At 63.0% G+C, this 26534-nt stretch carries 28 protein-coding genes and 1 riboswitch; of the genes, 15 read left to right on the top strand and 13 right to left on the bottom strand.

Annotated features, from left to right (window positions below; all coding sequences use genetic code 11):
- Positions 1–44: 44 nt before the first annotated feature.
- The 7 genes from N2597_RS30125 to N2597_RS30095 all read right to left on the bottom strand — a co-directional run bounded on the left by N2597_RS30125 (position 45) and on the right by N2597_RS30095 (position 8203).
- Positions 45–866, bottom strand: coding sequence for a bifunctional allantoicase/(S)-ureidoglycine aminohydrolase (locus N2597_RS30125; RefSeq protein ID WP_096771384.1), 822 nt, complete (start codon positions 864–866; stop codon positions 45–47).
- Between the two features lie 89 nt (positions 867–955).
- The gene (locus N2597_RS30120) at positions 956–2791 is read right to left on the bottom strand and encodes an ABC transporter ATP-binding protein (RefSeq protein ID WP_183598108.1); all 1836 of its coding nucleotides are present in this window, start codon (positions 2789–2791) and stop codon (positions 956–958) included.
- 34 nt (positions 2792–2825) lie between these two features.
- Positions 2826–4022, bottom strand: a complete 1197-nt coding sequence (locus tag N2597_RS30115) for an aminotransferase class V-fold PLP-dependent enzyme (RefSeq protein ID WP_096763546.1) — start codon at positions 4020–4022, stop codon at positions 2826–2828.
- Positions 4023–4092: 70 nt separating this feature from the next.
- Positions 4093–4605, bottom strand: a complete 513-nt coding sequence (locus N2597_RS30110) for a RidA family protein (RefSeq protein WP_037144659.1) — start codon at positions 4603–4605, stop codon at positions 4093–4095.
- 53 nt (positions 4606–4658) lie between these two features.
- The gene (locus N2597_RS30105) at positions 4659–5528 is read right to left on the bottom strand and encodes an ABC transporter permease (protein ID WP_096763545.1); all 870 of its coding nucleotides are present in this window, start codon (positions 5526–5528) and stop codon (positions 4659–4661) included.
- Positions 5528–6469 carry an ABC transporter permease gene (locus N2597_RS30100; RefSeq protein WP_179363856.1) on the bottom strand — a complete coding sequence of 314 codons (942 nt, stop codon included), beginning with the start codon at positions 6467–6469 and terminating at the stop codon, positions 5528–5530. The genes N2597_RS30105 and N2597_RS30100 overlap by 1 nt, the downstream gene beginning before the upstream one ends.
- Before the next feature lie 207 nt (positions 6470–6676).
- Complete coding sequence (locus N2597_RS30095) at positions 6677–8203, bottom strand: ABC transporter substrate-binding protein (protein WP_183598106.1); 1527 nt, start codon at positions 8201–8203, stop codon at positions 6677–6679.
- Positions 8204–8429: 226 nt separating this feature from the next.
- Between N2597_RS30095 and N2597_RS30090 the strand changes: the two genes are divergently transcribed.
- The 12 genes from N2597_RS30090 (at position 8430) to N2597_RS30035 (ending at position 19282) form a co-directional block, all read left to right on the top strand.
- Complete coding sequence (locus N2597_RS30090) at positions 8430–9014, top strand: DUF1349 domain-containing protein (protein WP_096763543.1); 585 nt, start codon at positions 8430–8432, stop codon at positions 9012–9014.
- A 95-nt stretch (positions 9015–9109) separates the two neighbouring features.
- Positions 9110–9206, top strand: a riboswitch (TPP riboswitch).
- Positions 9207–9247: 41 nt separating this feature from the next.
- Entirely contained in the window at positions 9248–10051 is an 804-nt protein-coding gene (thiM, locus tag N2597_RS30085; RefSeq protein ID WP_183598104.1) for a hydroxyethylthiazole kinase, read from the top strand.
- Positions 10048–10683, top strand: a complete 636-nt coding sequence (gene thiE / locus N2597_RS30080) for a thiamine phosphate synthase (protein ID WP_183598102.1) — start codon at positions 10048–10050, stop codon at positions 10681–10683. The genes thiM and thiE overlap by 4 nt, the downstream gene beginning before the upstream one ends.
- Positions 10680–11513, top strand: a complete 834-nt coding sequence (gene thiD, locus N2597_RS30075) for a bifunctional hydroxymethylpyrimidine kinase/phosphomethylpyrimidine kinase (protein WP_183598100.1) — start codon at positions 10680–10682, stop codon at positions 11511–11513. Before thiE ends, thiD begins: the two co-directional genes overlap by 4 nt.
- A gap of 192 nt (positions 11514–11705) precedes the next feature.
- Complete coding sequence (locus N2597_RS30070) at positions 11706–12206, top strand: GNAT family N-acetyltransferase (protein ID WP_183598098.1); 501 nt, start codon at positions 11706–11708, stop codon at positions 12204–12206.
- Positions 12207–12208: 2 nt separating this feature from the next.
- A complete protein-coding gene (locus N2597_RS30065; RefSeq protein WP_183598096.1) occupies positions 12209–13231 on the top strand; it encodes a glycoside hydrolase family 3 N-terminal domain-containing protein in 1023 nt (340 codons plus the stop codon).
- Between the two features lie 43 nt (positions 13232–13274).
- Positions 13275–14921: an ABC transporter substrate-binding protein gene (locus N2597_RS30060; protein WP_077989647.1), complete on the top strand. Its 1647-nt coding sequence runs from the start codon at positions 13275–13277 to the stop codon at positions 14919–14921.
- A 56-nt stretch (positions 14922–14977) separates the two neighbouring features.
- Positions 14978–15955, top strand: coding sequence for an ABC transporter permease (locus N2597_RS30055; protein WP_183598094.1), 978 nt, complete (start codon positions 14978–14980; stop codon positions 15953–15955).
- 1 nt (position 15956) lies between these two features.
- Positions 15957–16835: an ABC transporter permease gene (locus N2597_RS30050; protein WP_183598092.1), complete on the top strand. Its 879-nt coding sequence runs from the start codon at positions 15957–15959 to the stop codon at positions 16833–16835.
- Entirely contained in the window at positions 16832–17635 is an 804-nt protein-coding gene (locus N2597_RS30045; RefSeq protein WP_077989650.1) for an ABC transporter ATP-binding protein, read from the top strand. The genes N2597_RS30050 and N2597_RS30045 overlap by 4 nt, the downstream gene beginning before the upstream one ends.
- The gene (locus N2597_RS30040) at positions 17632–18531 is read left to right on the top strand and encodes an ABC transporter ATP-binding protein (RefSeq protein WP_077989651.1); all 900 of its coding nucleotides are present in this window, start codon (positions 17632–17634) and stop codon (positions 18529–18531) included. Before N2597_RS30045 ends, N2597_RS30040 begins: the two co-directional genes overlap by 4 nt.
- Positions 18532–18601: 70 nt before the next feature.
- Positions 18602–19282, top strand: coding sequence for a spermidine synthase (locus N2597_RS30035; protein ID WP_096763537.1), 681 nt, complete (start codon positions 18602–18604; stop codon positions 19280–19282).
- Positions 19283–19288: 6 nt separating this feature from the next.
- Here the strand turns inward: N2597_RS30035 and N2597_RS30030 are convergent, their stop codons facing one another.
- The 3 genes from N2597_RS30030 to N2597_RS30020 all read right to left on the bottom strand — a co-directional run bounded on the left by N2597_RS30030 (position 19289) and on the right by N2597_RS30020 (position 21335).
- The gene (locus N2597_RS30030) at positions 19289–20083 is read right to left on the bottom strand and encodes an HpcH/HpaI aldolase family protein (RefSeq protein ID WP_077989653.1); all 795 of its coding nucleotides are present in this window, start codon (positions 20081–20083) and stop codon (positions 19289–19291) included.
- A gap of 55 nt (positions 20084–20138) precedes the next feature.
- The gene (locus tag N2597_RS30025) at positions 20139–20339 is read right to left on the bottom strand and encodes a hypothetical protein (RefSeq protein ID WP_010032807.1); all 201 of its coding nucleotides are present in this window, start codon (positions 20337–20339) and stop codon (positions 20139–20141) included.
- A 90-nt stretch (positions 20340–20429) separates the two neighbouring features.
- Positions 20430–21335 carry a choline sulfate utilization transcriptional regulator gene (locus tag N2597_RS30020; protein WP_183598090.1) on the bottom strand — a complete coding sequence of 302 codons (906 nt, stop codon included), beginning with the start codon at positions 21333–21335 and terminating at the stop codon, positions 20430–20432.
- Between the two features lie 94 nt (positions 21336–21429).
- Here N2597_RS30020 and betC point away from each other — a divergent pair, with 94 nt between their 5' ends.
- Positions 21430–22944 carry a choline-sulfatase gene (gene betC, locus N2597_RS30015; protein ID WP_183598088.1) on the top strand — a complete coding sequence of 505 codons (1515 nt, stop codon included), beginning with the start codon at positions 21430–21432 and terminating at the stop codon, positions 22942–22944.
- 15 nt (positions 22945–22959) lie between these two features.
- Here betC and N2597_RS30010 read toward each other — a convergent pair whose 3' ends face one another.
- Both N2597_RS30010 and N2597_RS30005 read right to left on the bottom strand, forming a co-directional pair.
- Positions 22960–23820 carry a sugar phosphate isomerase/epimerase family protein gene (locus tag N2597_RS30010; protein ID WP_096763534.1) on the bottom strand — a complete coding sequence of 287 codons (861 nt, stop codon included), beginning with the start codon at positions 23818–23820 and terminating at the stop codon, positions 22960–22962.
- 66 nt (positions 23821–23886) lie between these two features.
- Complete coding sequence (locus N2597_RS30005; RefSeq protein WP_183598086.1) at positions 23887–25257, bottom strand: amidase; 1371 nt, start codon at positions 25255–25257, stop codon at positions 23887–23889.
- Between the two features lie 270 nt (positions 25258–25527).
- On the opposite strand from N2597_RS30005, the gene N2597_RS30000 reads away from it, so the two are divergent.
- Both N2597_RS30000 and N2597_RS29995 read left to right on the top strand, forming a co-directional pair.
- Positions 25528–25806 carry a hypothetical protein gene (locus tag N2597_RS30000; RefSeq protein WP_170961481.1) on the top strand — a complete coding sequence of 93 codons (279 nt, stop codon included), beginning with the start codon at positions 25528–25530 and terminating at the stop codon, positions 25804–25806.
- A 90-nt stretch (positions 25807–25896) separates the two neighbouring features.
- Positions 25897–26334, top strand: a complete 438-nt coding sequence (locus N2597_RS29995) for a DUF1810 domain-containing protein (RefSeq protein ID WP_106795763.1) — start codon at positions 25897–25899, stop codon at positions 26332–26334.
- Here N2597_RS29995 and N2597_RS29990 read toward each other — a convergent pair.
- Positions 26318–26515 (bottom strand): hypothetical protein, encoded by a 198-nt coding sequence (locus N2597_RS29990; protein WP_096763531.1) that lies wholly within the window; start codon positions 26513–26515, stop codon positions 26318–26320. The two genes, N2597_RS29995 and N2597_RS29990, sit on opposite strands and share 17 nt — an antisense overlap.
- Between the last annotated feature and the right edge of the window lie 19 nt (positions 26516–26534).

Here is a 26534-nt window from a genome sequence, read left to right as displayed (position 1 = left end):
CCCGGGAGTAGTCCCATTCGCTCCCAGAGCGAACGGCACCGATGCTACCAGAGCTTCATATGCCGGTTGACATCCTTGTAGAGGAGGTAGCGGAAGCGGCCGGGGCCGCCGGCGTAGCAGGCCTGCGGGCAGAAGGCGCGCAACCACATGAAATCGCCGGCCTCGACCTCGACCCAGTCCTGGTTGAGGCGATAGACCGCCTTGCCCTCAAGCACATAGAGCCCGTGCTCCATCACATGGGTTTCCATGAAGGGGATCACCGCGCCCGGCTCCAGCGTGACGATATTGACGTGCATGTCGTAGCGCACATCGGCGGGGTCGATGAAGCGGGTCGTGCCCCAACGGCCGTCGGTATCGGGCATGGCGCGGATCGGATGGTCGTCCTCATGGGTGACGATCGCCGGCGGCGGCTCCAGCCCCTCGACCTCCTGAAAGGCCTTTCTGACCCAGTGGAAGATCGCTGGGGCCGAGCCGTCGTTCTTCAGACGCCAGGCCGAACCGGCGGGAATATAGACGAAGGAGCCGGCGCGCAGCGTATGGCTGACACCTTCGAGCTCCACCGTCATGCCGCCCTCGACGACGAAGAGCACCGCTTCGGCCCGCTTGTCCGGCTCCGGCCGGTCGCTTCCGCCGCCCGGCTGAACCTCCATCACATATTGCGAGAAGGTTTCGGAGAAGCCGGAGAGAGGACGGGAGAGAACCCATGCCCGCGTTCCCTCCCAATGCGGCAGGAGGCTGGTGACGATATCGCTCATGACGCCGCGCGGGATGACCGCGTAAGCCGTGGTGAAGACGGCCCTGCCGGAAAGCAGGTGGGTCTGCGGCGGCAAACCGCCGAGCTTCGAAAAATAATCTGTCTTGTTCATCGGGCCGCACTTCCAAGCATTTGTTTCTGCATCTGCTTTATGCGCCACGGACCGGTTAGGCAACTGCCAATGGTCAGCCGGGCTTGGGCCTAGCGTCCGTCCATGACCAGATGCCCCGGCCCCACCTCGCGATAGGTGGCGCTTGGAGGATTATAGTCCACGCCACGCATCGGGCTCTTGATTTCGTCATTCGCCACCATGCGTTTTTCGTGGCGCCGATCCGGATCCGGCACCGGCACGGCGGCGATGAGTTTCTTCGTATAGGAGTGCTGCGGATTTTCGAAGACGGCGGCGCGCGGGCCGATCTCGACGATCTCGCCGAGATACATCACCGCCACGCGGTGGCTGACGCGCTCGACGACCGCCATGTCGTGCGAAATGAACAGGAAGGCGAGGTTGAGGCTCTGCTGCAGGTCCAGCATCAGATTGATGACCTGTGCCTTGATCGAAACATCGAGCGCCGACACGCTTTCGTCGGCGACGATGACCTTCGGCTGCAGGGCGAGCGCCCGGGCGATGCAGATGCGCTGGCGCTGGCCGCCGGAAAATTCATGCGGGTAACGCGACGCCATCTCGGGGGAGAGGCCGACCTTGACCAGCAGGTCGGCGACAACGTCCCTCGCCTGTTTCGAATTGCCCATCCTGTGCTCGAGATAGGGCTCGGCGATCGCGGCGCCCACCTTCATGCGCGGATTGAGGCTGGCGAACGGATCCTGGAAGATCATCTGCACGGATTTGCGCATCTCGCGCAAATCCTTCCTGTCGAGGCCGAGCACCTCCCTGCCCTCGACGAGAACGGAACCCGCCTGCGGCTCGATGAGGCGCATGATGGCGCGGCCCGTCGTCGATTTGCCGCAGCCGGATTCACCGACGAGCGACAGGGTTTCGCCGGCATGAAGATCGAAGGAGACGTTTTCGACCGCATGCACCCGGCTGGTCAGCCGGCCGAACAGGCCGGAATGAATGTCGAAGCGCTTGGTGAGGTTCTTGACCTCAAGCACCGGCCTCGCGGCGACGGTATCGGCGGCCTCTGCCGGTATGTTCGATTTCCCCGTCGTCGTATTGACCACGGGAAAGCGCAGCGGCCGCTGCCGGCCCTGCATCGAACCGAGCACCGGCACGGCCGACAGCAGCGCCCTGGTGTAAGGATGTTTGCCGCGGTGAAAAATATCGGCGGTGGGGCCGCTCTCGACCTGTTCGCCGCGATACATCACCACCGTCCTGTCGGCGATCTCGGCGACGACGCCCATGTCGTGGGTGATGAAGAGTACGGAGCTCCCCTCCTCTTCCTGCAGCATCTTGATGAGATCGAGGATCTGACCCTGGATCGTCACGTCGAGCGCCGTCGTCGGCTCGTCGGCGATCAGGAGTTTCGGCCGGCTGGCGAGCGCCATCGCGATCATCACCCGCTGGCGCATGCCGCCGGAGAAACGATGCGGATATTCGTCGAAGCGCGAGGCGGCAGAGGGGATACGGACCTTTTCCAAGAGCCTGATCGTCTCGGCCCTGGCGTCCGCCCTGCTGATATCGGAATGGCAGAGCAGCGCTTCGGAAATCTGATCGCCGATGGTGAAGAGCGGATTGAGCGAGGTCATCGGCTCCTGGAAGATCATCGCCACCTCGTTGCCGCGCACCTGCCGCATGGCCTGTTCCGGCAAGGCCAGCAGGTCGCGCCCGCCGAGCATGACGCGGCCCTCGATGCGGCTCACCTCCGCCTCCAGCAGCCGCATGATCGACAGCGACGTGACGCTCTTGCCCGAACCGGATTCGCCGACGATCGCCACGGTTTCGCCGGGCGCCACGGTGAAGGAAACGTCGCGCACCACAGGCTTCCAGGCGCCGTCGACCAGAAAGGACGTCGTCAGCCCCTCGACGGAAAGAACGGGGATGGCGGTCTCGATCGATTGTGCTTGGACGCTGCCCATGTCGGCTCCTCTTGCGGCGAATGAGAACGGCGGATCAGTCCGGCCAGCGCAGCAAGCCGTCGAAGCGGTGCCGGCTGCGGTTTTCGATCGGGGTTGCGATGATCTCGTTGGAAGCGCGCGCCTTGTCGAGTTCCTCGACCAGGCGGTTTGCGACGATGACCTCCTGGCCCGGATGCATGTTGCAGGGGTCGAGATAGAAATAGCGATGCTCCACCTCGTGATCCCGGACAATGATCGGCGGGCTGCCCTTGGCCAGCGCATCGGCGAGATCCCAGGCGGTGATATGCGCCTGTTCGGGATCGACGATCAGGCGCAACCGGTCGAGCGGATTGTTGGTCGGGTCGGGCTCGATCAATGCGATGACGCCGGGGCGGCCGTCGAGCGTGCGTTTCCACAGATTGAGATAGCCGGTCTCGCGTTCGCGGATGCCGGCATGGTCGCGGCGCTCCCAGGCCTCGAGCGCCGCCATGACGCCGAAGATGCTCTCCTTGCCGACCTTCATGCCGCGGCCGACGCCCATATTCTGCAGGAAGGCATGGCGCACCAGTTCCTTGCGGCCCGCAACGATGCCCGAGGTCGGGCCGCCGAGGAATTTATGGCCGGAATAGAGCGCGATATCGGCCCCCTGCTCCAGGAAAATTCTCAGATCATATTCCGAGGCCGCATCGACGATCACAGGCACGCCCCTGGCATGGGCGATCTCGACGAATTCCTTCAGGTTCAAAAGGCCGTAATCGACGACATGGTGGGAGACGACATAGACGGCGGCGGCGGTCTTCTCGCTTATGGCCTTTTCCATGTGGAAACGATGGGTCGAGGTCGCCTGCCCGACAAGCACCACCTTGCCGCCACCAAGCCGGATCGCCTGATCGACCGGGGCGCCGTAGCTCACCACATGGCCCATCTGCACCAGTACCTCGTTCTTCTCAGGCACCACATCCGGCAGCTTCTCGATCGCCAGCAGATTGTCGCCGGTGATGGCGCCTGCGACCGCCAGCGAGATGCCGGCAGAGCAGGAGGCGGTGACGAAGCCGGCTTCGCCGCCGGTCAGCCGGGCGATGACGCTGCTTGCCTTGCGCTGCAGGTCGTTGATCTCGACGAAATGTGGCAGGATCGATGCCATCGCTTCGATCGCCTCCGGCACGACGATCGAGGCGCCGAGGCTGGTCATCGTGCCGGATACGTTGATGACGGGGCGAAGGCCGAGCGAAGGTCTGATATCATTGGGCATGAAGGTCTCCGGAAGTCTGGGGCGAGGAACGGGCCATGGGTGGACGTTGCTCCAAATATGCAAGCTCTCGTCAGCCATTCAAGGCGACGATCGCCTCGATCTCGACGGTGATGTTGCCGGGCAGCGAGCCGAAACCGACGGCCGAGCGGGCATGTTCGCCGGCCGCGCCGAAGACCGCGATCAGCAGATCCGAGCAGCCGTTGATGACGCTCGGATGATCTTCGAACTCAGGCACGGCATTGACCATGCCGAGCAGCTTGACCACCCGTTTGACGCGGGAGAGATCGCCGAGCGCCTCCTGCATGACGGCGAGCAGGTTGATGCCGGTCAACCGCGCATGCCGATAGGCCTCCTCGACACCGACGCCGCCGCCGACCTTGCCCGCATGCAGAAAGCCGTCGGCCTCGCGCGGCCCCTGGCCGGAGAGGTAGAGCATATTGCCCTCCACCACATGCGTCACGAAATTGGCGATCGGCGGCGGCGGCGGCGGCAGCTTGATGCCGAGGGCGGCTAACCGTTGGTAAGGCGAGTTCTCGACCTTGCCGGCGGCGTTGGGAAATTGATTCACGCAAACTCCTGTCATGCGAATTTGGATTGGCGAATTTGGTTTTGGATTGGCCGATTTAGGTCGGCGGATTAAAGGTCCTTGCGAAGTCTTGGATCGAGCATGTCCCTCAGGCCATCGCCGACCATCTGCAACGACAGCACCGAGAGGATGATGGCGACACCGGGAAACAGCGTCATCCAGTCGGCCTGGCCGATATATTGCCGGCCGGCGGCGATCATTGTTCCCCAGGTCGGGATCTCCGGGCTGACGCCGAGGCCGAGGAAGGAGAGGCCGGCTTCGGCCAGCATCGCGCTGGCGAAGAGGAAGGTGGCCTGCACCAGGATCGGCGACAGCAGATTGCGCAGCACATGCCGGGTCATGATGTGGAAGGTGGAAATGCCGAGCGCCTTGGCTGCCTCGACATAGGGCAGCTCGCGAATAACCAGCGTCGACGCGCGGACGATGCGGGCAAGACGCGGGGAATAAACGATCGACAGCGCGATGATGACCGTCGTCAATGACGGGCCGAGGGCGGCGACAAGGGCGATCGCCAGCAGAATATCCGGGAACGCCATCATCGCGTCGATCAGCCGGGCAATCGGCGTGTCGAGCTTCTGGAAAAAGCCGGCAAGCAGGCCGAGCGTCACGCCGATCACCGCCGACAGGCTGACGACCGCCGCACCAACGAGCAGCGACAGGCGGCCGGCAAAGATCGTGCGCGAGAAGACGTCGCGGCCGAACTCGTCGGTGCCGAAGAAGAAGGTGCCGCCCGGCGGCTTCAACCGGTTGACGATCGAAAGCTTGGAGGGCGAATAGGGCGCGACGACAGGCGCAAAGACCGCCAGCAGCACGAAGATCGCCAGGATCAGCAGACCGAAGGCCACCGTCTTGCGCTTCAGCAGGCGGCGGAGGAATTTGCTGCCCTCGCTCTCGGCGGGCTTGATTGCAATATCGGCCATCAGTAGCGCACCCTCGGATCGACCAGCAGATAGAGCATGTCGATCGCAAAATTGATCAGCACGTAGAGGGCGGCGATGACGAGCAGCGCCCCCTGGATGACGGGATAGTCGCGGCGCAGCACCGCCGAGACGACGAGATTGCCGACGCCCGGCAGACCGAAGACGGTCTCGGTGACGACGGCGCCGGACATCAATACGGCCGCCGTCAGGCCGAGCACCGTCAGGATCGGGATCAACGCGTTCTTCAGCGCGTGCTTGAGGATGACCTTGCGCTCGATCAGCCCCTTGGCGCGGGCCGTACGGATATAATCATCGCCGAGCACATCGAGCATCGAGGCGCGGGTGAAGCGCAGGATCAGCGCCGAAGAGACGATACCGAGCGCAAAGGCCGGCAGTGTCAGATGATACATGCGGTCGGCAAAGGTCGAGCCGGGGCCGCCATAGCCCGAAACAGGGAAGAGATTGAGCCTGACGGCGAAGAACTGCATCAGGATGAGACCAAGCCAGAAGCTTGGAATGCTGGCGGCAAACATGGCCAGCGTCGTTGCCGCCTGGTCGACGAAGGAGCCGCGCCGATAGGCGGCATAGATACCGATCGGCAGCGCAATGATGCTGGCGATGGCAAGGGAAAACAGCGTCAGGAAAAAGGTCGGCTCGGCGCGGTCGAGCAGAGCCGACGTGACCGGCATGTTGAGGAAGATCGACTGGCCGAGATCGCCCTTCAGCAGCTGGCCGATATAATAGACATATTGCAGGCCGAGCGACTGATCGAGGCCGAGCCTGCTTCTCAGATCGGCAATATCCTGCGGCGTCGCATCCGGCCCGAGCATGACCGCGGCCGGATCCCCCGGCGTCACCCGCACGATGACGAAGACGATCGTGACGACGAGAAACATCACGACGATCATGCCGAACAGGCGCTGGAGGATGTAGCGGATCATCCGAACTTTGCTCCTCGGCTTGGTTCGCGCAGCATCCACCTTCCCTCATTCCTGTGCTTGTCACAGGAATCCAGCGCGCCCAAGTCCTTGGGCGCGAAAGACTCTTTGATCGGATAAGGGTCAATCACGGCGCAGAAGCGCCGTGGCTGGATTCCTGTGACAACCACAGGAATGAGGGAGCAACTGGCGGCCACCGAAATCACTCCATCACTTCTTGATCGAAGCGTTCCAGAAATACGGCCACGGAGCCGGATCGACGCCTTCGAGCTTGACCGATTTCGCCGAAACCGCGTTGAAATCGCCGATCTTCATGAAGGGCGCATCGGCATAAACGGCCTTCTGGACATCGGCCCAGAGTGCGACACGCTTCTTCGGATCGACTTCGGAGGTGAAGGCATCGACGGCGGCCTTGCGGGCCGGCGTATCCCACCAGCCGGGCGAGCTGGTCGAGAGCGAGCCGATCAGCGCCGGCTCCGGCAGGAACGGGCTGTGGGTGATGTAGATATCCCAGAGCTTCGGATCGGTACGGCGCTGCGTCAGCGTCGCCCAATCCACCACCTGCATATCGACGGTGAAGCCGGCAAGCTTCAGATATTCGGCGGCGACCTGCGCCATCTTGTAATGGAATTCGTACTGGCGGCTGGTCAGGATGCGGATCGGCTCGCCATTGTATCCGGCCTTCTTGGCGGCAGCCGCCGCCCCTTCCGGATCGGCGACATTGTAGGCGCCTTCGGCGCCGGCATCGGTCGACCAGGAAAAGGTCTTCGGATAGATGGCGCCGTCGAGCGCATAGAAATCCGTGCTGCCGAAGGCGGCGGCCAGCATGTCTTCCATGCTGAGCGCCTGGCGGATCGCCTTGCGAACCTCGACATTCCCGGCAACACCTTCCTTCGTGTTGAAGACGAAAACTGGATAACCGAAGGGCTTGAGCATGACCGGCTGCGAGGCGGTCGAGGCCTTCAGCTTGTCGTAGGATTCGACCGGGATCGAATCGACATAATCGTACTGGCCGGAAACGGCGGCCTCGACGCGGGTATTCGGATCCGGCACCGGCACGAAGCGGATTTCGTCGAGATACTGACGGCGGGCGCCGCCATAACCATTGCTGTCGCCTTCGCGCGAGACGTATCCGTCGAAGCGGACGAGCTGGATATATTGGTCGGCCTTGCGCTCCTTCAGCATATAGGGGCCGGTGCCGATGAACTCCTTCATCGGCTCGTCCTGCTTTTCCGACGGGATGATGATCGCCGCCGAATTGTTGAAGGCGAGCAGCGAGGTCAGCGGCGCATAGGGCTGCTTCAGCGTGATGGTCACGGTCGCCGGATCGGCAGCCGCGATCTTGTCGATGAAGCCCGCCACCTGCTTGCCGCGCGAGGCGATCTTCATCCAGCGGTTCAGCGAGGCGACGACATCCTCGGACGTCATGTCGCTATTGTCGTGGAACTTGATGCCGGCCCTGAGCTTGATCGTATAGGTTTTGCCGTCGGCGCTGATCTCGGGCAGGCTTTCGGCCAGAAGCGGCGTCACGTTCCAGCTCTTGTCGAAGGTGTAGAGCGTTTCGAAAATATGCTGCGTGACGATGCCGACGAGATCGGCCGTCGACGACATCGGATCGAGCGTCGGCGGCTCGCCGATCGTCGCGACATTGATGACGCCGCCCTTTTCCTCAGCAAGCAAGGTCGAAGGCAGGGCGACGAGCGCAGTGCCGAGCAGGAATGCGACAAGCGTTTTCATATGAGAGCTCCCGGTTAAGTTCCACAATTATGTAATTCATGTTTTTGTAACAGAATAAGAGATGAAATGATCGTGTCAAGCGGAAGCCGTGGATTATGTCGTGAGACGAGGTCGCAGCGGCAAACAGCACCGAACCGCGTGTGCGGCTAGCCGCCTGCCCGAAGCTCGCGCATTATGCGAGCGTGAAGAATCGGCAGCGCCACGGCTTCAATAGAGCGAGGATGGAATGAGCATCGATTTCAACGACGGAAAATGGCGGAACGAACCGGAAAGCTGGCACGCCGACGCAACCGGCCTGACGCTGACAACAGGCGAAAAGACCGATTTCTGGCGGGAAACCTATTACGGCTTCACCCGCGACAGCGGCCACTTCCTCGCCTTCCCGACGACCGAGAGCTTCACCGCGCAGATCCGCGTACAAGGCGAGTTCCGCACCCTTTACGACCAGGCCGGCCTGATGGTGCGCCTCGACGAAAAACGCTGGGTCAAGACAGGCGTCGAATTCACCGACGGCGAGGCCTTCCTGAGCACCGTCGTCACCGACGGCAGGTCCGACTGGTCGGTGTCGCAGCCTTTCAAGGAACTCAAAGATTTCCGCATCCGCGTCACCCTCGCAGGCGGCGCCCTGCGTATCCAGGCCTCCCGCGACGGCAGCCGCTGGCCGCTACTGCGGTTAGCGCCCTTCCCCGCTGCCGGCCGATACGAGGTTGGGCCGACCGCGTGCACGCCGGAGCGAAGCGGGTTGACGGTGCGTTTTTCGGAGTTTTCGATCGGGCCGGCAATTACGACGGATCTGCATGATTTAAGTTGAGGAACGCTGTGATGCGTTCAACCAGATTTGTCGGAAGGCAGGCGGAACGCTATTTTCGGGATGACAGCCGCGTCGTTCTCTGCGAAAAAGAGCGGGATGAGAGACAGGGGCGTTCGTCGACAGGCGGGCTGAGAAGAACCCTTCGAACCTGAACCGGATAATGCCGGCGGAGGGAGTCGCTCGGGGCATCGCCGTCGACGCGCCCCGCGCCTGCCCCGCCTGAAAGGGGCGCCATGCAGAGCAAGACCACCTCGGGAGCCATGCTGGAGGCGATGCGCGAAAAGCCGCCGCTCGTCCACTGCATCACCAATTATGTCGCCATGAACGTCGCGGCCAATGTCCTGCTTGCCTCAGGCGCTTCGCCCGCCATGGTGCATGCGGCTGAGGAAGCCGGCGAATTCGCCGGCATCGCGAGCGCGCTGACCGTCAATATCGGCACGCTGTCGACGCAATGGCTCGACGGCATGCAGGCGGCGGCCAAGGCGGCAGCCTCATCAGGCAAACCCTGGGTGCTCGATCCGGTGGCGCATTATGCGACCGCCTTTCGCCGCCAAGCGGTCACCGATCTGCTGGCGCTGAAGCCCACGATCATCCGCGGCAATGCTTCCGAGATCATCGCGCTTGCCGGCGGGGAGAGCCGCGGCCAGGGCGTCGACAGCCGCGATCCGGTCGAGCAGGCGGAGGATTCGGCTCGTCGGCTCGCGGAGCGGCAGCAGGCCATCGTCGCCGTCACCGGCGTCGTTGATTTCGTGACCGATGGCGCCAGGGCGGTGCGCATCAAGGGCGGATCGGTGCTGATGCCGCAGGTCACCGCGCTCGGCTGCTCGCTCACCTGCCTCGTTGGCGCCTTCGCCGCCACAGTGCCAGAGGATCTGTTCGGGGCGACGGTCGCAGCACTCGCAACCTTTGCCGTCGCCGGCGAAGATGCCGCACTCGGGGCGGCCGGCCCCGGCTCGTTCGCCTGGCGCTTCCTCGATGCGCTGGCCGCGCTCGACGGCGAAGCGCTGGATGCGAGAGCCAGGGTATCGATTGCATGAAGGCTTTCGACCTTTCGCTCTATCTCGTGCTCGATCCGGATCTCTGCGCCCCGATCGGCATGGTCGAGACCGCCCGGCTTGCCGTTGCCGGCGGCGCGACGATCGTGCAGCTGCGCGACAAAAGAGCCGGCACGCTGGGGATGATCGAGACCGGCCGCGCCTTGAAACAGGCGCTCGATGGCACCGGCACCCGCCTCATCGTCAATGACGATGTCGAGGCGGCGATCGCCATCGGCGCCGACGGGTTGCATATCGGCCAGGAGGACATGGATGCGCGCACTGCGCGGGAAATGATCGGCCCCGACATGATCCTCGGCCTCTCGGTCGAGACCGAGGCGCTCGCGGCCGCCGTCGATCCCGATCTCGTCGATTATACCGGCGTCGGCCCGGTATTTGCGACGCCGACCAAGGCCGACCACAAGCAGCCGATCGGCTTTGACGGTCTTGCCAGGCTGGTGCAGGTCTCGCCGGTGCCGTCCGTCGCCATCGGCGGGTTGAAGGCGGAGCATGTGGCCGATGTCTTTGCCGCCGGCGCCAAGGGGCTTGCCGTCGTCTCAGCCGTCTGCGGCACGCCGGATCCGGAAGCCGCCACCCGCCGCATCGCTGCAGAAATTCGAAAGGTTCCGGCATGATCCGCAACGTTCTTTCCATCGCCGGCTCCGATCCCTCCGGCGGCGCCGGCATCCAGGCCGATCTCAAGGCCTTTTCCGCGCGCGGCGTCTACGGCATGGCGGTGCTGACCGCACTGACGGCGCAGAACACCCAAGGGGTCACCGGCGTGCATCTGGTGCCGCCTCCATTCGTCGCCGACCAGATCGATGCCGTCTTTGCCGATGTGCGCGTCGATGCGGTCAAGATCGGCATGATCGCCAATGCCGAGATCGCCGAGGCCGTCGCCGCCGCACTTTCTAAAGCTCTGGCCGCAGCAACAGACAACGGACACGGCATTCCTGTCGTCCTCGATCCCGTCATGATCGCCAAAGGCGGTGCCGCGCTGCTCGCACCCGAAGCGGTCGACGTGCTGACCCTCCGGCTGCTGCCGCTTGCCACGCTGCTGACCCCGAACCTGCCGGAGGCCGCCGCCTTGCTGCACCAGCCGGTCGCGACGAACCGGGCTGACATGGCGGCGCAGGCCGAACGGCTGCGCGCCCTCGGCCCGTCCGCCGTCCTGGTCAAAGGCGGCCATCTCGATAGCGACGACAGCCCCGACGTGCTGGCCGCCGCCGATGGCCTGCACTGGTTCGAAGCCCAGCGCGTGCCGACCAAGAACACCCACGGCACCGGATGCACGCTTTCGAGCGCGCTGGCGGCCGAGCTCGCCAAGGGCACCTCGGCGCGAGAGGCGGTCGCCATCGCCAAGGATTACCTGGCCGGCGCGGTCGCGGCGGCCGGAAACCTTACCGTCGGCTCAGGCCACGGTCCGGTACAGCATTTTCATGCACTCTGGAAAGATGGCGCATAAGCGCTCAAATCGACGAACAGCTCTCATCGAACGGCCCGGTCTCCCCGGGCCGTTTTCGCCTGTGCCGCGCCAAAGCGCTGCATCACTGGCGACGATTGAAAAACCCTGTTGACAAGCCCGGCGAGATGGCCAAGTCTATGACATAAGAGGGATATATATTCCGTAACTACGGAATTACAGGAGGAATGTCGGGTGCCAGACCTGCTTGTGAGCCTGTATTCCGCGAAGCTTGCCGAGCTGAAACAGCGAGCCGACAACGTCGGCGTCGCCAGCCGCCCGGCCCTCCCCCCGGAACTGCATCTCGTCGTCAACTGGGTTCGCGAACGGTTCAGCGAGAACTGGGCAAGCGAGGTCTCGGTCGCCTTCTCCCGCCAGCCCGTCGCCTGCCTGATCGCCGTCGAAGGTCGAGAACTGCTCGGATTTGCCTGCTACGACACGACGGCACGCGGCTTCTTCGGACCGACCGGCGTTGACCCGCAAGCGCGCGGCAAGGGCATCGGGCTCGCGCTGTTTTCCGCCTGCCTTCAGACCATGAAAGCGCTCGGCCATGCCTATGCCTTTATCGGCGATGCCGGCCCGGTCGAATTTTACGCCAGGACCGCAGGCGCAATTACCATCCCGGCCCCCGACAAGGGCATCTACGAAGGCATGCTGAAAGCACGCCGAAATGATCATCTGATACCGGAGCTATAGACTTGTCCTCGACCCCGCTCGCCCTTTTCGTCGGCCTTCCCAATCCGGTTCTTTCGGATGATGAATTTACGCTGTTTCGCGAGACCAATCCGCTCGGCCTCTTCGTCGGCCGGCGCAATCAGCGCGAGCCGGAGCAGACCAAGCGGCTGATCGAACGCTTCCGTGAAGCGGTCGGCCGCGACGACGCCCCCGTCTTCACCGACCAGGAGGGCGGCCGCGTCCAGCACCTTGATGCCGGTCCCTGGCCGCTGTTCCGCAGCTTCGGCCAGTTCGCCGAACTGGCGCGCCGCGATTTCCAGCTCGGCAAAAAGGCATTACGCCTTTCCTCCCAGGCCATGGGGGCGATGATGACGGAACTCGGTCTTTCCAGCGGCTGCTCACCCGTTCTCGACCTCGTCTTCGAGACGACGAGCGCGGTCATCGGTGCCCGCTCCTTTGGCCCCGATCCCGATGTCATCGCCGCCCTCGGCCGCGAGGTGGTCGACGGCCTGCTCGAGACCGGCAACATGCCTGTGATGAAACACATTCCCGGCCATGGCCGGGCGACGCTCGATTCCCACAAGGAGCGTCCGGTCGTCGACGCCAGCCGCGAGACGCTCGCTGCCACCGATTTCAAGCCCTTCATCGCGCTGAATGACACACCCTGGGCGATGGTCGCCCATGTCGTCTACTCGGCCTATGACAGGGAATTGCCGGCGTCCGTCTCGCCGATCATGCACGACGTGATCCGCAAGGACTTGGGTTACGAGGGCGTGCTGATCTCCGACTGCATCTTCATGCAGTCGCTCTCCGGCACCCTGCCGGAACGCGTCAAACAGGTGCTCGACGCCGGCTTCGACATCGCGCTCCACAGCCATGGCGACGTCAGGGAAAGCGAAGCAGCCGCCAAGGCGGCGCGCCCGTTGACCGCCGCCGCACTGCAGCGGATCGCCGCCGGCAAGGCCCGTCTCGGCAATCTCAAGATCGACTATCGGGCCGCCCATGCCGAAGTCGAAGACATATTTGCAAGCGCGCTGGTCTCCTGACTGGCGCGCCAACTCTCACCGTATAAAAGAAGGGGAATAAAACATGAAAAAATATCTTCTTATCGCCGCCGCGCTGTCGCTGCTTTCCGGCTCTGCCATGGCGCAGACGATCCTGACGGCCAATATCGAACCGGCGACGACCTGGGTTCGCAACTTCAACCCGTTCAACCAGACATCGGCGCGCCAGTCGACGCTCGATTTCATCTACGAGCCGCTGGTTATTTTCAACCGCTTCGACAGCAACAAGCCGGTCTATCGCCTGGCCGAAAGCTTCAAACTTTCTGACGACCTGAAGAGCATCGAATTCAAGCTGCGCCCCGACCTGAAATGGTCTGATGGCAAGCCGCTGACCTCAGCCGACGTCAAGTTCACCTATGATTACCTGAAGAAATTCCCGGCGCTCGACTTCGTCAGCATCTGGACCTTCGTCACCGACGTCCAGGCCGTCGACGGCCAGACGGTGCGTTTCACGCTCGCCAATCCGAGCTCGCTCGCCGCCGAGCAGATCTCGCAGCTGCCGATCGTCCCCGAACATGTCTGGAAGGATGTCGCCGACCCGGTCACCTTCGCCAACGAAAACCCGGTCGGCAGCGGCCCGCTGACCGAGGTGCCGCGTTTCACCGGTCAGACCTACGATCAGTGCCGCAATCCCAACTACTGGGACAATGAGCACCTGAAGGTCGATTGCATCCGTTTCCCGCAGCTTGCCGACAACAACCAGATCCTGACGGCAACGGCCGACGGCACGCTCGATTGGGGCGTCTCCTTCATCCCCGATATTGATAATGTCTATGTCTCCAAGGATCCGGAACATTTCCACTACTGGTATTCGCCGAGCAGCATGGTCGCCTTCCTGTTCAACCTGGAAACCGCGAACGAGAACAACAAGAAGGCCTTCAACGATGTGAAGTTTCGCCGTGCGCTCGGCATGGCGCTCGACCGCAAGACGATGATCGACGTCGCCGGCTACGGCTATCCGACGCTGAACGAAGATCCCGGCCTGATGGGCGAGCTTTACAAAAGCTGGGCGGATCCGTCGGTCAAGGCCGATTTCGGCAAGTTCGCGACGTATGACGCCGACGCCGCCAAGGCGCTGCTCGACGAAGCCGGCTACAAGGACAAGGACGGCGACGGCTTCCGCGACAATCCCGACGGTACGAAGATCTCCTTCTCGATCATCGTTCCGAATTCCTGGACGGACTGGGTCGACACCGTCAACATCGCCGTCGAAGGCATGCAGGCGGTCGGCATCGACGCCAAGATCGAAACGCCGGAGGAAGCCGTCTGGACAGGCAACCTCATCAACGGCAGCTTCGATGCGGCGATCAACAGCCTGCCGGCCTCGGCCTCGCCCTATTATCCCTACAAGCGCGCCTTCAGCGCCTCGGACAAGGGCAAGACCCGCTTCACCGCCCAGCGCTGGTTCAATCCCGATGTCGAGAAGCTCGTCGTCGAATTCACCCATACCGCCGACCTCGCCAAGCAGAAGGACGCGATGAACAAGGCGCAGCGCATCGTCGCCGAAAACATGCCTGTCATTCCGGTGTTCAACAATCCGAACTGGTACCAGTACAACACCAAGCGCTTCACCGGCTGGTCGACCAAGGAAAACCCCTTCGTCAATCCGTCGATTTCGCGCACCAATCCGGCACGCCTGTTGAACCTGCTCGCTCTCGAGCCGGTCAAGTAAGGCATTGATCCCGGGAGCGGTGCTTTCAACGCCGCTCCCGCCACGACGGAGTTTCCATGGCTTTCCTGCTTCGCCGTCTCGTCTTCTATATGGCGGCCTTCATCGCGGCAGCGACGATCAATTTCTTCCTGCCCCGGCTGATGCCGGGCGATCCCGTGCAGATCATGTTTGCGAGCGCCGGCACTGAACTGCCGCCGGAAAGCCTGCAGGCGCTGAAGCTCACCTTCGGCTTCGTCGACGGGCCGCTCTGGCAGCAATATCTCACCTATCTCGGCAGCATCTTCACCGGCGATCTCGGCCGCTCGATCAAATATTTCCCGCTGCCGGTCACCTCGGTGCTCGGCCATGCGCTCGTCTGGACCGTCGGACTGATGGGAACCGCAACGCTCATCAGCTTCGCGCTTGGCACCTTGCTCGGCATCCTCGCCGCCTGGCGGCGTGGCAGCAGATTCGATGTCATCGTCTCCGTCGGCGCGATTTTTGCGACCTCGGTGCCGGCCGTCGTCACCTCGCTGATCGTGCTGTTCATCTTCGGCTTCACGCTCGGCTGGTTCCCAAACGGCTATGCGGCCGATCCCTCGCTCGATCCGGCCTTCAGCCTGCAATATATCGGCAGCGTCGCCTATCATGGCATCCTGCCGATGGTGACGCTCTGCACCGTGCTGATCGGCGGCTTCACCGTCACCATGCGCAACAACATGATCAACCTGCTCGGCGAGGACTATATCGTCATGGCCCGCGCCAAAGGCCTGTCCGACCGCCATGTGATGCTCTGGTATGCGGCGCGCAACGCCCTGCTGCCGACCGTTTCCAGCCTTGCCATCGCCATCGGCACCATCCTCGGCGGCTCGCTGGTGACGGAGGTCGTCTATAATTATCCCGGCCTCGGCAATATTCTCTACCAGGCGATCCTCGCCCGCGATTACCCCGTCATCCAGGGCCAGCTGCTGATCATGACCGCGACCATGCTGATCGCCAATTTCATCGTCGACGTCAGCTATGTCATGCTCGACCCGCGGCTGAAGGGAGCGTGAGATGAAGACCCTGCTTCGAAACCGCAAGGCGCTCACCGGCCTCGTCATCATCGCTTTCATCGTCATCGTTGCGATCGCAGCGCCGCTGCTGTCCCAATACGATCCCGCCGCCCGCACCGGGCGGCCGCACCAGGCGCCAACGCTCGATCATCTGCTCGGCACGACCCGCATCGGCCAGGATGTCTTCGCCCGCCTGCTCTACGGCGCCCGCACCTCGCTCGCCGTCGGCTTCGGCGCCGGTCTGCTGATCACCCTCGTCGGCACCGCGCTCGGCATCATCGCGGGCTATCGCGGCGGCAAGACCGACGAGATCATCAGCTTCTTCACAAATATGGTGCTGGTCGTTCCCAACCTGCCGCTGCTGCTCGTGCTCGCCGCATTCATCGGCCAAGCGAGCCCGCTGGTCATTGCGCTCATCCTCGGCGCCACCTCCTGGGCCTGGGGCGCCCGCGTCACACGCGCCGAGACGCTTTCCGTCAAACACAAGGATTTCGTCAAATCGGCCGAGATGATGGGCGAGCCGCAATGGCGCATCATGACATTCGAGATCTTCCCCAATGTGATATCGATCGTCGGCATCAATTTCATCGGCAGCGTCATCTTCGCTATCATCACCGAGGCGACGCTGGAATTTCTCGGCCTCGGCGATCCCCGCGCGATCTCCTGGGGCACGATGCTCTACAATGCTCAGAAGGCCTCGGCGCTTTCGGTCGGCGCCTGGTGGGATATTCTCACCCCCTGCTTCGCGCTCGCCTTCCTCGGCATCGGAATGTCACTCCTGAACTTCGCCGTCGACGAGATCGCCAATCCAAGGCTGCGTACCGGCAATCATCTGAAGCGCTGGTCGCTGCTCGTCCGTTCCGGGGAGGGCCGCCTGTGACGCAGCCGCTGCTCTCGGTGAGAAAGCTCTCGATCGACTATATCGGCGAGGAGAAGGATTTTCGCGCCGTCGACGATGTCAGCTTCGATGTGGCGCCCGGCGAGGTCTTCGGCCTTGCCGGCGAATCCGGCTGCGGCAAGAGCACCATCGCCTTCGCCATCAGCCGCCTGCACAGGCCGCCGGCGCTGATCCGCAAGGAGAGCCGCATCCTGCTCGACGGCCGCGACGTGCTCAGCCTCGACCGGCAGGCGCTTGCCGCCTTCCGCTGGCGCGAAGTCGCCATGGTATTCCAGAGCGCCATGAATTCGCTGAACCCGGTGCTGCGCATCGAGGCGCAATTTTATGACGTGTTGCGGACCCATAAAGGCATGAGCCGTGCGCAAGCCCGCGAGCGCACCGCCGAGATGCTGACGCTCGTGGACATCGCGCCGGATCGCATGCGCGATTATCCGCATCAGTTTTCCGGCGGCATGCGCCAGCGCATCGTCATCGCCATCTGCATGGCGCTCGACCCGAAGCTCGTCATCATGGACGAGCCGACGACGGCGCTCGACGTCGTCGTCCAGCGTGAAATCCTGCAGCGCATCAACGAGCTGCGCCGCAGCTTCGGCTTCTCCGTCCTCTTCATCACCCACGATCTCGGGCTGATGGTGCAGTTCTGCGACCGCATCGGCATCATGCTGTCCGGCAGATTGGTGGAACAAAACACAGCCGAAGCGATCTACCGAACGCCGCGGCACGCATACACGAAGAAGCTGTGGGCTTCCTTCCCCTCGCTGCATGGAGGCGTGTTGCTATGAGCGAAGCCATCCTTGCGCTCGACACGGTGACAAAGACCTTCGGCCACGGTGCATCTGTCGTTTATGCTGCCCGCTCCATCTCGTTTTCGCTGCGCGCTGGCCGGGCGCTGGCGCTCGTCGGCGAATCCGGCAGCGGCAAGACCACCTGCGCCCGCATGGCGATGCGCGAATATCTGCCGAGATCGGGCCGCATCCTCTACAAGGGCCGGCCGGTCGAGACGGCGAATTCCGCTGAAATCGCCCGCTACCGCCGCTCCGTGCAGATGATCTTCCAGGATCCCTTCGCTTCGCTGAACCCCGCCCATACCATCGCGCACCATCTCCGTCGGCCGCTGAAACTGCATCGCCCCGATATCAAGGGGATTGAAATCGACGCGACGATCCGCGAACTGCTGGAGCGCGTCAGGCTCGATCCCGATCTCGTCGCGCCGAAATATCCGCATGAACTCTCCGGGGGCCAGCGCCAACGCGTCAACATCGCCCGCGCCCTTGCCGTCAAACCGGAAGTGATCGTGGCGGACGAACCGACCTCGATGCTCGATGTCTCCGTGCGCCTCGGCGTGCTCAACCTGTTGAACGAGATGAAGCGGGAGATGAATCTCGGCCTGCTCTACATCACCCATGATATCGCCACCGCCCGTTATGTCGCCGAGGACATCGCCGTGATGTATGCCGGCCAGATCGTCGAATGGGGCAGCACCGCCCGAGTGATCGACAATCCGCTGCATCCCTATACCAGGCTGCTGCTCTCGGCCGTGCCCGATCCCGACGTCCGTTTCGACGATCCGAAGGCGCGCCTGAGGCCCGACGAGGTCGAGGATATCCGCCGCCGTTCGGCCGCACCGCAGGACGCTGTCGCCGAGGTGGAGCCGTGTCATTTTATGCGGATGGTCTGACGCCGGTTTGCTGGTTTCGCTCATCTGCCTGTGCTAGGGGAGCCTTTCTTCATTTGAAGGCGAAACTGTCATGCTGCCCTGGATCCAACTCGATTCCGCGACCATTCCCGGCGAAGGCGGCGAGTTGCGCCTGAAGCAGCGCGGCGGCGAGTTCTCGATCATGCTCGGCGCCAACGAGCTGATGAACAGCCGTCTCAGCGGCTCGGAAGAAGCTCTTGCCACGCTTTCCTGGGAGCGGATCAAGACGCATCCGAAGCCGAAGGTGCTGATCGGCGGGCTCGGCATGGGTTTCACCCTGCGCGCCGCTCTTGCCGTCCTTCCCGAAGATGCCGGTGTCACCGTCGCCGAACTGGTGCCAGCCGTCGTCGCCTGGGCGCGCGGGCCGATGGCCGAGGTGTTCAAGGGCTGCCTCGACGATCCCCGCGTCGGCATCCATCAGGGGGATGTCGGCGAGGCAATCCGCGCCGGCAAGAACGCTTATGACGCGATCCTGCTCGATGTCGACAACGGCCCGGACGGGTTGACCCGCAAATCCAACGACCGGCTCTACGATTTCGCCGGGCTGCGCGCCGCCCGCGACGCGCTTCGCTCCGGCGGCGTGCTCGCCGTCTGGTCGTCCGGCCCCGATACGGATTTCACCCGCCGCCTCAAGGACAGCGGCTTTTCCGTCGAAGCGGTCAACACCCGCGCCAACGGCAAACGCGGCGGCGCCCGCCACGTCATCTGGCTGGCGATCAAGCCGGCCCGCTGACGAAGATCAGCTGCCCGAAGCGATCCTGCGGGCGGCATTGATGGCGCGGCGGGCACCGGCGCGCAGCTGTATGGTCTCGGCGCCGGCGGTGACCAGATCAAAGCCGAACTTCAGCAGTTCGCCGGCCCGCTCGCCATCGCCGGCATAGGCGCAGGCGAATTTGCCATGGGCGCGGCAGCGCGCAACCGCGTGCTGCATGGCGCTGTCGATCTCGGCCGCATTCGGCGCCACCTGATCGCCGTTCGACAGAGCGATCGAAAGGTCGGCCGGGCCGACAAAAATACCGTCGATGCCGGTTACACCAAGAATGCCGTCGATCGCGTCGAGCGCCGCGCGGGTCTCGATCATGGCGATAGCGACGGTGAGCTCGTTGGCAGTCTTCAGATAGGCGTCCGCCGCCAGACCGCTATGATTCAGCGCCAGGGACGGTCCCCAGCTGCGCTCGCCGAGCGGCGGATATTTCGTCGTCCTGACCAGGGCTCGTGCATCCTCGGCCGAATTGATCATCGGCGCAATGACACCGGAGGCCCCGGCATCAAGCAGCCGCGATGCGGAGGCAAAATCGCCGACCGGAATGCGCGCGATGGCCGGCTTGCCGGCAAGACGCGCCTGAGCAACGGCATTTGCCGCCGACTGCATGTCCCACATGCCGTGCTGCATATCCAAGACGACGGCGTCGAAAGCTTCCTGCGCCAGATGGTTGACGAGCATGGCGTCGGGGATACCGACCCAGGCCGAGATCATACCGGCCTGGTGCTTCCTGATGCGGTCGGCAAAACCGTCGATTTCAGCTGCGCTCATGCCATTCTCCTCATTCGACAGGCCGTCAGCGGCCGGTTGCCGCCAAGCGGCCAATTCATCCTCTGCGGCGAAGCCGCGAGATGCTGACCATCACGACGATGCCTGCCGCCGCCAGAATGGCGCCCCAGAGCATCCAGATCTTTTGGGCAATCATGAAACTCGATGCCGGATAGGGAAAATAGCCGCTTCCCTGCCCGATCCAGATCAGCCCGAATACGACCATAAGCAGGCCGACGACATATCCGATGGTTCGCATGCTTTAGTCACCTCCGCTAGGGATTCGGCCCACAATGTCGATCGCCATCGCCAATGACAAGGCTTCTTCCGAGGAGAAATGCAACCGTCGCTAATCATTCTTCTTCACCTCATCCGACAGCCATGTGCTGAGCCTTTCGCTGTGGACGTTTGGAGATCGCGGAGGCACCAGCCAGTAACCGCGGTCTCGAGCCTCCAGCGACGGGCCGGCTTCCAGCAGCATGCCTGCCGAAAGCAGTGTGTCGACGAGCCCCATCCAGCCGAGCGCCACGCCCTGCTCGCTCAGCGCGGACTGAACGACCAATGAATAAGTATTGAAGCTGATATCACCGCGGCCGGCATGGGCGCCGCGCAGGATGGAGAATTCGGCAAAATACGTGCGCCAGTCGAACCAGGGCGATGGCAGCGGTGCGTCGAGATGGATGAGCCTCGCCCCGGCCAATTGCCCTGGATCGTCGAAGGGTCCGTTGCGATCGAGGAATCCCCGCGTGCAGACGGGCACGACCCTCTCCGGCAACAGAAGGGTGCCGACGGCTTCGAACTCCGTCCGCGTACCGAAAACGACCGCGACATCGGCTTCGTCGCGAAATCCGGCCGCAAGCCTCTGCGTCGCGACGATCTGTATGTCCGTTTCCGGATGCAGACGTCGAAAGCCATCCATGCGGGGAATCAGCCAAAGCGCCGAGAAAGCATAGTCGGTCCTGAGCCTGACGACCGGCCTCTCGGCTTCGACACGGAAACTGCGGGCGAGCGCATCGATGTCGCCGACCGCCTTGGCAGCGACCGCGAGAAGGCGCTCGCCTTCCGCGGTCAGTTTGACGCCGCGATGCTGGCGGCGAAGCAGGTTGACGCCGAACTGCTGCTCCAGCCGGCGGATCTGGTAGCTCACAGCAGGCTGGGTCAGCCCGAGAAGCGTTGCAGCCGCCGAAAAACTCCCGAGCCGTGCAACTTCGACGAAGAGGCGCATCCATCCGAGCTCAGGTGGGTGATCTGACATAAAAATACCTTTGGGTGGCCATCGAAAAAAGCTGTCTTTACAGCTCTCACAATAGGCGCTTCAATAAAATCTTCAAATAGCAAAGGGAATTGACATGGGGCGCCCGAACATCCTCATCCTGATGGTGGATCAACTGAATGGAACCTTCTTTCACGATGGTCCCGCCGATTTTCTTCACGCGCCGCACCTGAAATCACTGGCCGGCCGCTCCGTGCGTTTCGCCAATACCTATACGGCAAGCCCGCTCTGCGCGCCGGCGCGAGCCTCCTTCATGTCCGGGCAATTGCCGAGCCGGACGCGCGTCTATGACAATGCGGCGGAATTTGCCTCCGATATCCCGACCTATGCCCACCATCTGCGCGCGGCCGGATACCAGACGGCGCTGTCGGGCAAGATGCACTTCGTCGGCCCCGACCAGCTTCACGGTTTCGAAGAACGCCTGACGACGGATATCTATCCAGCCGATTTCGGCTGGACGCCCGATTACACCAAGCCCGGCGAGCGCATCGACTGGTGGTATCACAACCTCGGTTCGGTGACCGGCGCCGGCGTCGCCGAGATCACCAATCAGATGGAATATGACGACGAAGTCGCATATCACGCCACGCGCAAGCTTTACGATCTCTCGCGCGGCCATGACGAGCGCCCCTGGTGCCTGACCGTCAGCTTCACCCATCCGCACGATCCTTATGTCGCGCGCCGCAAATTCTGGGATCTCTATGAGGACTGCCCGGCCCTCGACCCGGCGGTCGCGGCAATCCCCTTCGAGCGGCAGGATCCTCATTCTCAGCGCCTGATGAAAGCCTGCGACCACGATGCGTTCGACATCAGCCAAGAGCAGATCAGGCGGGCAAGACGCGGCTATTTCGCCAATATCTCCTATGTCGACGACAAGATCGGCGAGCTTCTCGGTGTGCTGGAACGCAGCCGTATGGCCGAGAACACCATCATCCTTTTCGTGTCCGACCATGGCGACATGCTTGGCGATCGCGGCCTCTGGTTCAAGATGAACTTCTTCGAAGGATCGTCCCGCGTGCCGCTGATGATCGCAGCCCCCGGCTGGACGCCGAAGCGCATCGACCAGCCCGTCTCTACCCTCGATGTGACGCCGACGCTTGCCGGTCTGGCCGGCATCGATATCGCGTCGCTGAAGCCGTGGACTGAAGGCCAGGATCTCGCAAGCCTTGCGAAGGGCACCGGCAGCCGCGGCCCGGTACCGATGGAATATGCCGCCGAAGGCTCCGAGGCGCCGCTCGTCTGCATCAGGGACGGCCGATACAAGCTCTCGCTCTGCGAAAAGGACCCGCCGATGCTGTTCGATCTCGAGGCAGATCCGCAAGAGCGCGAAAATCTGGCAGCCGACCTGGCCCATGCCGAAATTCTGGCAGAGCTTGTCGAGCAGGCGAGCCGGCGCTGGAACCTTGCCGCTTTCGACGCGGCCGTGCGCGAAAGCCAGGCCCGCCGCTGGGTGGTCTACGCGGCGCTGCGCAACGGCGCCTATTACCCATGGGATTATCAGCCGCTGCAGAAAGCATCGGAGCGCTATATGCGCAACCACATGGATCTGAACGTGCTGGAGGAAAGCCAGCGGTTCCCGCGCCAAGAATAACGGGAACGCTCCGGTTCAAGCCGTTCGGCGCGCCGGCGCGTCGCGCAGAAAATCCTCGATGAAGGTCTTTTGCAGCAGGATGCCGTCCCATTCGTCAGCGAAGAAGGTCGAATCGTAGATCAACGTGAAGGGGCCGGCATAACCGGCCCTTTCGCACATCTCCAGGCACATGCGGTAATCGTCTGCATCGAGACCGCCGGCATTATAATCGGCCTTGGCGTGGCAGATTTCCGCCCGGCGCATGATATCGGCCAGACCGGCATATTTCGCAGGTGCCGACCAGTTGCCGAGGTCGCCGTTGAGCCCGACCTTGCCATCCAGCCGGTCGAGCAGCCAGTTCATTTCGACCGGCGACGGTAAGAGGTCGAACCAGTTCTCGACGACGATACGCACGCCGCTGCCTTCCGCCTTCTCGGCCAGCCAGTTGAGCTGGCGGGCCGCACGGTCAAGGTTTTCCTCAGTCGGCTTCTGCTTGCCGGCGATGACACGCATTCTCTGCGCCCCAAGGGCCGCCGCGATGCCGATCCACTCCGCGATCCAGCCGATGTCGCGCTCGGCCGTCCCGGCATGGCTGGGATCGCCGTCCTCGACGAGCAGTGTCTGGAATAGCACGTTCGACGCCGTCATCGCGTCGCTGAGTTCGCTAAGATAGGCGGGATCGAGGCTCGGCAGATGGAAGGAGCAGATCTCCAGCCGGTTGATGTCGCGCGCCGCCAGCATCGCCGGCACGTCGATCAGTGCCGCGCCGCCGGGACCGTAGGGTTCCTTCGGCGCCGCGCTTTTGTCGGGATCCGGGCTATAGGCATGGACGGCACCGAGCAAACGATGCAGCGACCATGTCGAAACCGCGAAGCGTCCGTTTTGCAAAAGCTGCATCTGCCGTCCTCCCAGGATCTCCTGTTGCCATCAATGGCAATAAACGCCTGTCGGTTCAATTGTCGATCAGGCGAAATCGCCGCGGATGATCGACTCGGCGGCAAGAGCCGCCCCGAGCAGCGCCTCGTCGCGGCGCGCTGTTGCCGACAACAACAGGCCGACCGGCATGCCGGCCTCGCCCGTGCCGCAGGGGACGGAGACGCCGCACCAGTCGAGGAAATTGCCGAACATCGTATTGCGCAACGTCTTGTTGTTCGTGGCAAAAAAGAGCTCGTCATCCTGTTCCAGCGGCGCGATCGGCGGCGCCACATGGGCGACGGTCGGAAAGGCGATCAGTCGGTCGCCGACCAGGCGGTCGACATCGGCGATCAGCCGGCGACGAGCCTCGAGAATCGACATGTAATGCGGCGCCGTCGTCCTCGCTCCCAAGCGGGTGCGCAGGACGACGCGATGATCCATGCGGTCCGCTTCCGGACCTGACAGCCGCTCCTGATGAAGGGCATAGGCTTCCGCAGTCACCAGCGGGCCGTACGTCGTCAGCAGATCGATGATTGCGTCGAAAGCGGGGATGGTGATGCGCAAAACCCGAACACCTGCCCTTTGAAGGCGCTCCAGGGCCGCTTCGAAGGCGACGACGACACCCGGTTCGGCCCCATCGAAGACGATGTTTTCAGGCACGAGCAATTCCTGCCCCTGCAAGCGCCGCTCAGCGACAGCGGGCGCCGTCAGGCCGCGCATCGCCGCATCGATCCAGACCGCATCCTTGACGGTGCGGCAGAGCGGTCCCAACGAATCCAGGCTTTTCGCCAGCGGATAGACACCGTCCATCGCATGGCGGCCGCGTGTCGCCTTGTAGCCGACGATGCCGTTGAGGGCGGCGGGAATGCGCACCGACCCGCCGGTATCCGTGCCCATCGCGACCGGGACCAATCCAGCGGCGACGGCCACACCGGCGCCGGAGGAGGAGCCGCCGGGGATGCGCGGGCGGTCGGAACTGCGCGGATTGACCGGTGTGCCGTAATGCGGATTGATGCCGAGGCCGGAGAAGGCGAACTCGCTCATATTGGTGCGGCCGATGGCGATCATGCCGGCATTCCCCAGCAAATCGACGACGGCCGCATCCCGCTCGGCCGGCGCATCCCCTGCCAGGACAACAGAGCCTGCCGTCGTCGTCACCCCTTCGATGTCGAAAAGATCTTTCCAGGCGATCGGAATACCGTCCAGCAGTCCGAGCGAGCGCCCTTGCCGCAGCCGTCCGGAAGACGCGCGCGCCTCTTCCATCGCCCGGTCTTCAAGCAGTGTGGTGAACACAGCCTTGTCGGCGTAATTCGCGATGGCGTCGAAGACGGCCTCTGCCACATCGACCGGATCGGCTGCGCCGCCTTGAATGAGGACGGAAAGCTGGGCGACCGTCATGGCGCCGAAGGATTTGCTCATGGGACCATCCAGAGGAAATATCCCTCCGGATTACCGCGGATCATTTCGACGAGCCAGAGCTTCACGATATTTTGCATCGATTAGTTCGATTTTTTGAACACTGCGTTTGCAGATCGCCCCTTCAATTGCCGCGATTGAAGACACACATGATGCTCGCATTTGGAGTAGGATGCGGCGCGAGGGTGTGAGTTTACTCTCGGGACGCGACTCTGCATGTGTTGCAGGAGTAATTAGATGACAGATTGTGAAACTTTAAACCGTCACCAAGATATGGTGACCGTCCACGTGAAAGAGGACGAAACGGCCGGCGCCGGCGAGCGCGATTATGCGGAACATGTCAGTGCCCAGAAACTGTCGGGTTTTGAGCGCGTTGTCGTTGTCGGCGCATTGCTTGTCTTGAGCTTTGCGGGTTTTGCCGCATATTCTTCCGGCAATACCGATCCGATGACGACATCGGCGATTGCCGCCCCAGCCGGCGATAACACGCCGCATCATCCGCCTTACGGCCATTGCCGCGACAGCAGCCCCTACGCTGAAAGGGTCTGCTGACAGCCCAGCTACTTCGCCGGGCTGAAAGCTTCGCCGGGCATGGAACCCCTTGGCCCAGGCTGCAAGACAGCAGGAAAAGGGAAAAGAACCATGGCCGGTGATATCGACTTTAACCTCGACCGCTTCGTCGAAGCCCAGAACGGCATCTACCAACAGGCGCTCTCCGAGCTCAAAGCCGGGCGCAAGACGTCCCACTGGATGTGGTTCATCTTCCCGCAGATATCAGGTCTCGGCACGTCGGCGATGGCGGAGAAATATGCGATCCGTTCGGCCGAGGAAGCCGCTGCCTATCTCGCCCACCCCATTCTTTCAAGCCGGCTGCTGCGCTGCGTCGAGGCGATTTTATCGGTCGACGGCCGATCGGCGCATGACATCCTCGGCTCGCCCGATGACTTCAAGCTGCGCTCATCGATGACGCTGTTTGCCGCGATCAGCGATCACGGCTCGCCTTTCCACCGGGCGATCGAGCGTTTCTATGAGGGACAATTCGACGAGCGGACGATGGAAATCCTCAGCGCCAGGCAGTAGCCGCTCTGTTCTCCAGGGCGGCGATCTCGTCGGAGACCTCGCTCAATCGCTGACGCAGATCGCTGTCAGTGCCGTCATCGACCTCTTCCTCGCCGAAACAATAGCGCGCATCGTGAAGCTCCAGCTTGGCTTCGAGCTCGGCGCGTCTGGCATATAGGCGCTTGAGATAGACGTAGTTCATCTCTGCCTCCACATCGCCT

It is taken from the genome of Rhizobium sophoriradicis (assembly GCF_025200795.1).
Classification (GTDB): domain Bacteria; phylum Pseudomonadota; class Alphaproteobacteria; order Rhizobiales; family Rhizobiaceae; genus Rhizobium; species Rhizobium sophoriradicis.
The sequence above is the reverse complement of the archived record's forward strand: the minus strand, read 5'-3'. Positions and strand labels throughout refer to the sequence as shown.

What these genes read in the sequence shown, in the direction of transcription:
- N2597_RS30125 (WP_096771384.1), bottom strand. Translation starts at nt 866, where the DNA reads ATGAACAAGACAGATTATTTTTCGAAGCTCGGCGGTTTGCCGCCGCAG.
- N2597_RS30120 (WP_183598108.1), bottom strand. Translation starts at nt 2,791, where the DNA reads ATGGGCAGCGTCCAAGCACAATCGATCGAGACCGCCATCCCCGTTCTT.
- N2597_RS30115 (WP_096763546.1), bottom strand. Translation starts at nt 4,022, where the DNA reads ATGCCCAATGATATCAGACCTTCGCTCGGCCTTCGCCCCGTCATCAAC.
- N2597_RS30110 (WP_037144659.1), bottom strand. Translation starts at nt 4,605, where the DNA reads ATGACAGGAGTTTGCGTGAATCAATTTCCCAACGCCGCCGGCAAGGTC.
- N2597_RS30105 (WP_096763545.1), bottom strand. Translation starts at nt 5,528, where the DNA reads ATGGCCGATATTGCAATCAAGCCCGCCGAGAGCGAGGGCAGCAAATTC.
- N2597_RS30100 (WP_179363856.1), bottom strand. Translation starts at nt 6,469, where the DNA reads ATGATCCGCTACATCCTCCAGCGCCTGTTCGGCATGATCGTCGTGATG.
- N2597_RS30095 (WP_183598106.1), bottom strand. Translation starts at nt 8,203, where the DNA reads ATGAAAACGCTTGTCGCATTCCTGCTCGGCACTGCGCTCGTCGCCCTG.
- N2597_RS30090 (WP_096763543.1), top strand. Translation starts at nt 8,430, where the DNA reads ATGAGCATCGATTTCAACGACGGAAAATGGCGGAACGAACCGGAAAGC.
- thiM (WP_183598104.1), top strand. Translation starts at nt 9,248, where the DNA reads ATGCAGAGCAAGACCACCTCGGGAGCCATGCTGGAGGCGATGCGCGAA.
- thiE (WP_183598102.1), top strand. Translation starts at nt 10,048, where the DNA reads ATGAAGGCTTTCGACCTTTCGCTCTATCTCGTGCTCGATCCGGATCTC.
- thiD (WP_183598100.1), top strand. Translation starts at nt 10,680, where the DNA reads ATGATCCGCAACGTTCTTTCCATCGCCGGCTCCGATCCCTCCGGCGGC.
- N2597_RS30060 (WP_077989647.1), top strand. Translation starts at nt 13,275, where the DNA reads ATGAAAAAATATCTTCTTATCGCCGCCGCGCTGTCGCTGCTTTCCGGC.
- N2597_RS30055 (WP_183598094.1), top strand. Translation starts at nt 14,978, where the DNA reads ATGGCTTTCCTGCTTCGCCGTCTCGTCTTCTATATGGCGGCCTTCATC.
- N2597_RS30050 (WP_183598092.1), top strand. Translation starts at nt 15,957, where the DNA reads ATGAAGACCCTGCTTCGAAACCGCAAGGCGCTCACCGGCCTCGTCATC.
- N2597_RS30040 (WP_077989651.1), top strand. Translation starts at nt 17,632, where the DNA reads ATGAGCGAAGCCATCCTTGCGCTCGACACGGTGACAAAGACCTTCGGC.
- N2597_RS30035 (WP_096763537.1), top strand. Translation starts at nt 18,602, where the DNA reads ATGCTGCCCTGGATCCAACTCGATTCCGCGACCATTCCCGGCGAAGGC.
- N2597_RS30030 (WP_077989653.1), bottom strand. Translation starts at nt 20,083, where the DNA reads ATGAGCGCAGCTGAAATCGACGGTTTTGCCGACCGCATCAGGAAGCAC.
- N2597_RS30025 (WP_010032807.1), bottom strand. Translation starts at nt 20,339, where the DNA reads ATGCGAACCATCGGATATGTCGTCGGCCTGCTTATGGTCGTATTCGGG.
- N2597_RS30020 (WP_183598090.1), bottom strand. Translation starts at nt 21,335, where the DNA reads ATGTCAGATCACCCACCTGAGCTCGGATGGATGCGCCTCTTCGTCGAA.
- betC (WP_183598088.1), top strand. Translation starts at nt 21,430, where the DNA reads ATGGGGCGCCCGAACATCCTCATCCTGATGGTGGATCAACTGAATGGA.
- N2597_RS30010 (WP_096763534.1), bottom strand. Translation starts at nt 23,820, where the DNA reads ATGCAGCTTTTGCAAAACGGACGCTTCGCGGTTTCGACATGGTCGCTG.
- N2597_RS30005 (WP_183598086.1), bottom strand. Translation starts at nt 25,257, where the DNA reads ATGAGCAAATCCTTCGGCGCCATGACGGTCGCCCAGCTTTCCGTCCTC.
- N2597_RS30000 (WP_170961481.1), top strand. Translation starts at nt 25,528, where the DNA reads ATGGTGACCGTCCACGTGAAAGAGGACGAAACGGCCGGCGCCGGCGAG.
- N2597_RS29995 (WP_106795763.1), top strand. Translation starts at nt 25,897, where the DNA reads ATGGCCGGTGATATCGACTTTAACCTCGACCGCTTCGTCGAAGCCCAG.
- N2597_RS29990 (WP_096763531.1), bottom strand. Translation starts at nt 26,515, where the DNA reads ATGAACTACGTCTATCTCAAGCGCCTATATGCCAGACGCGCCGAGCTC.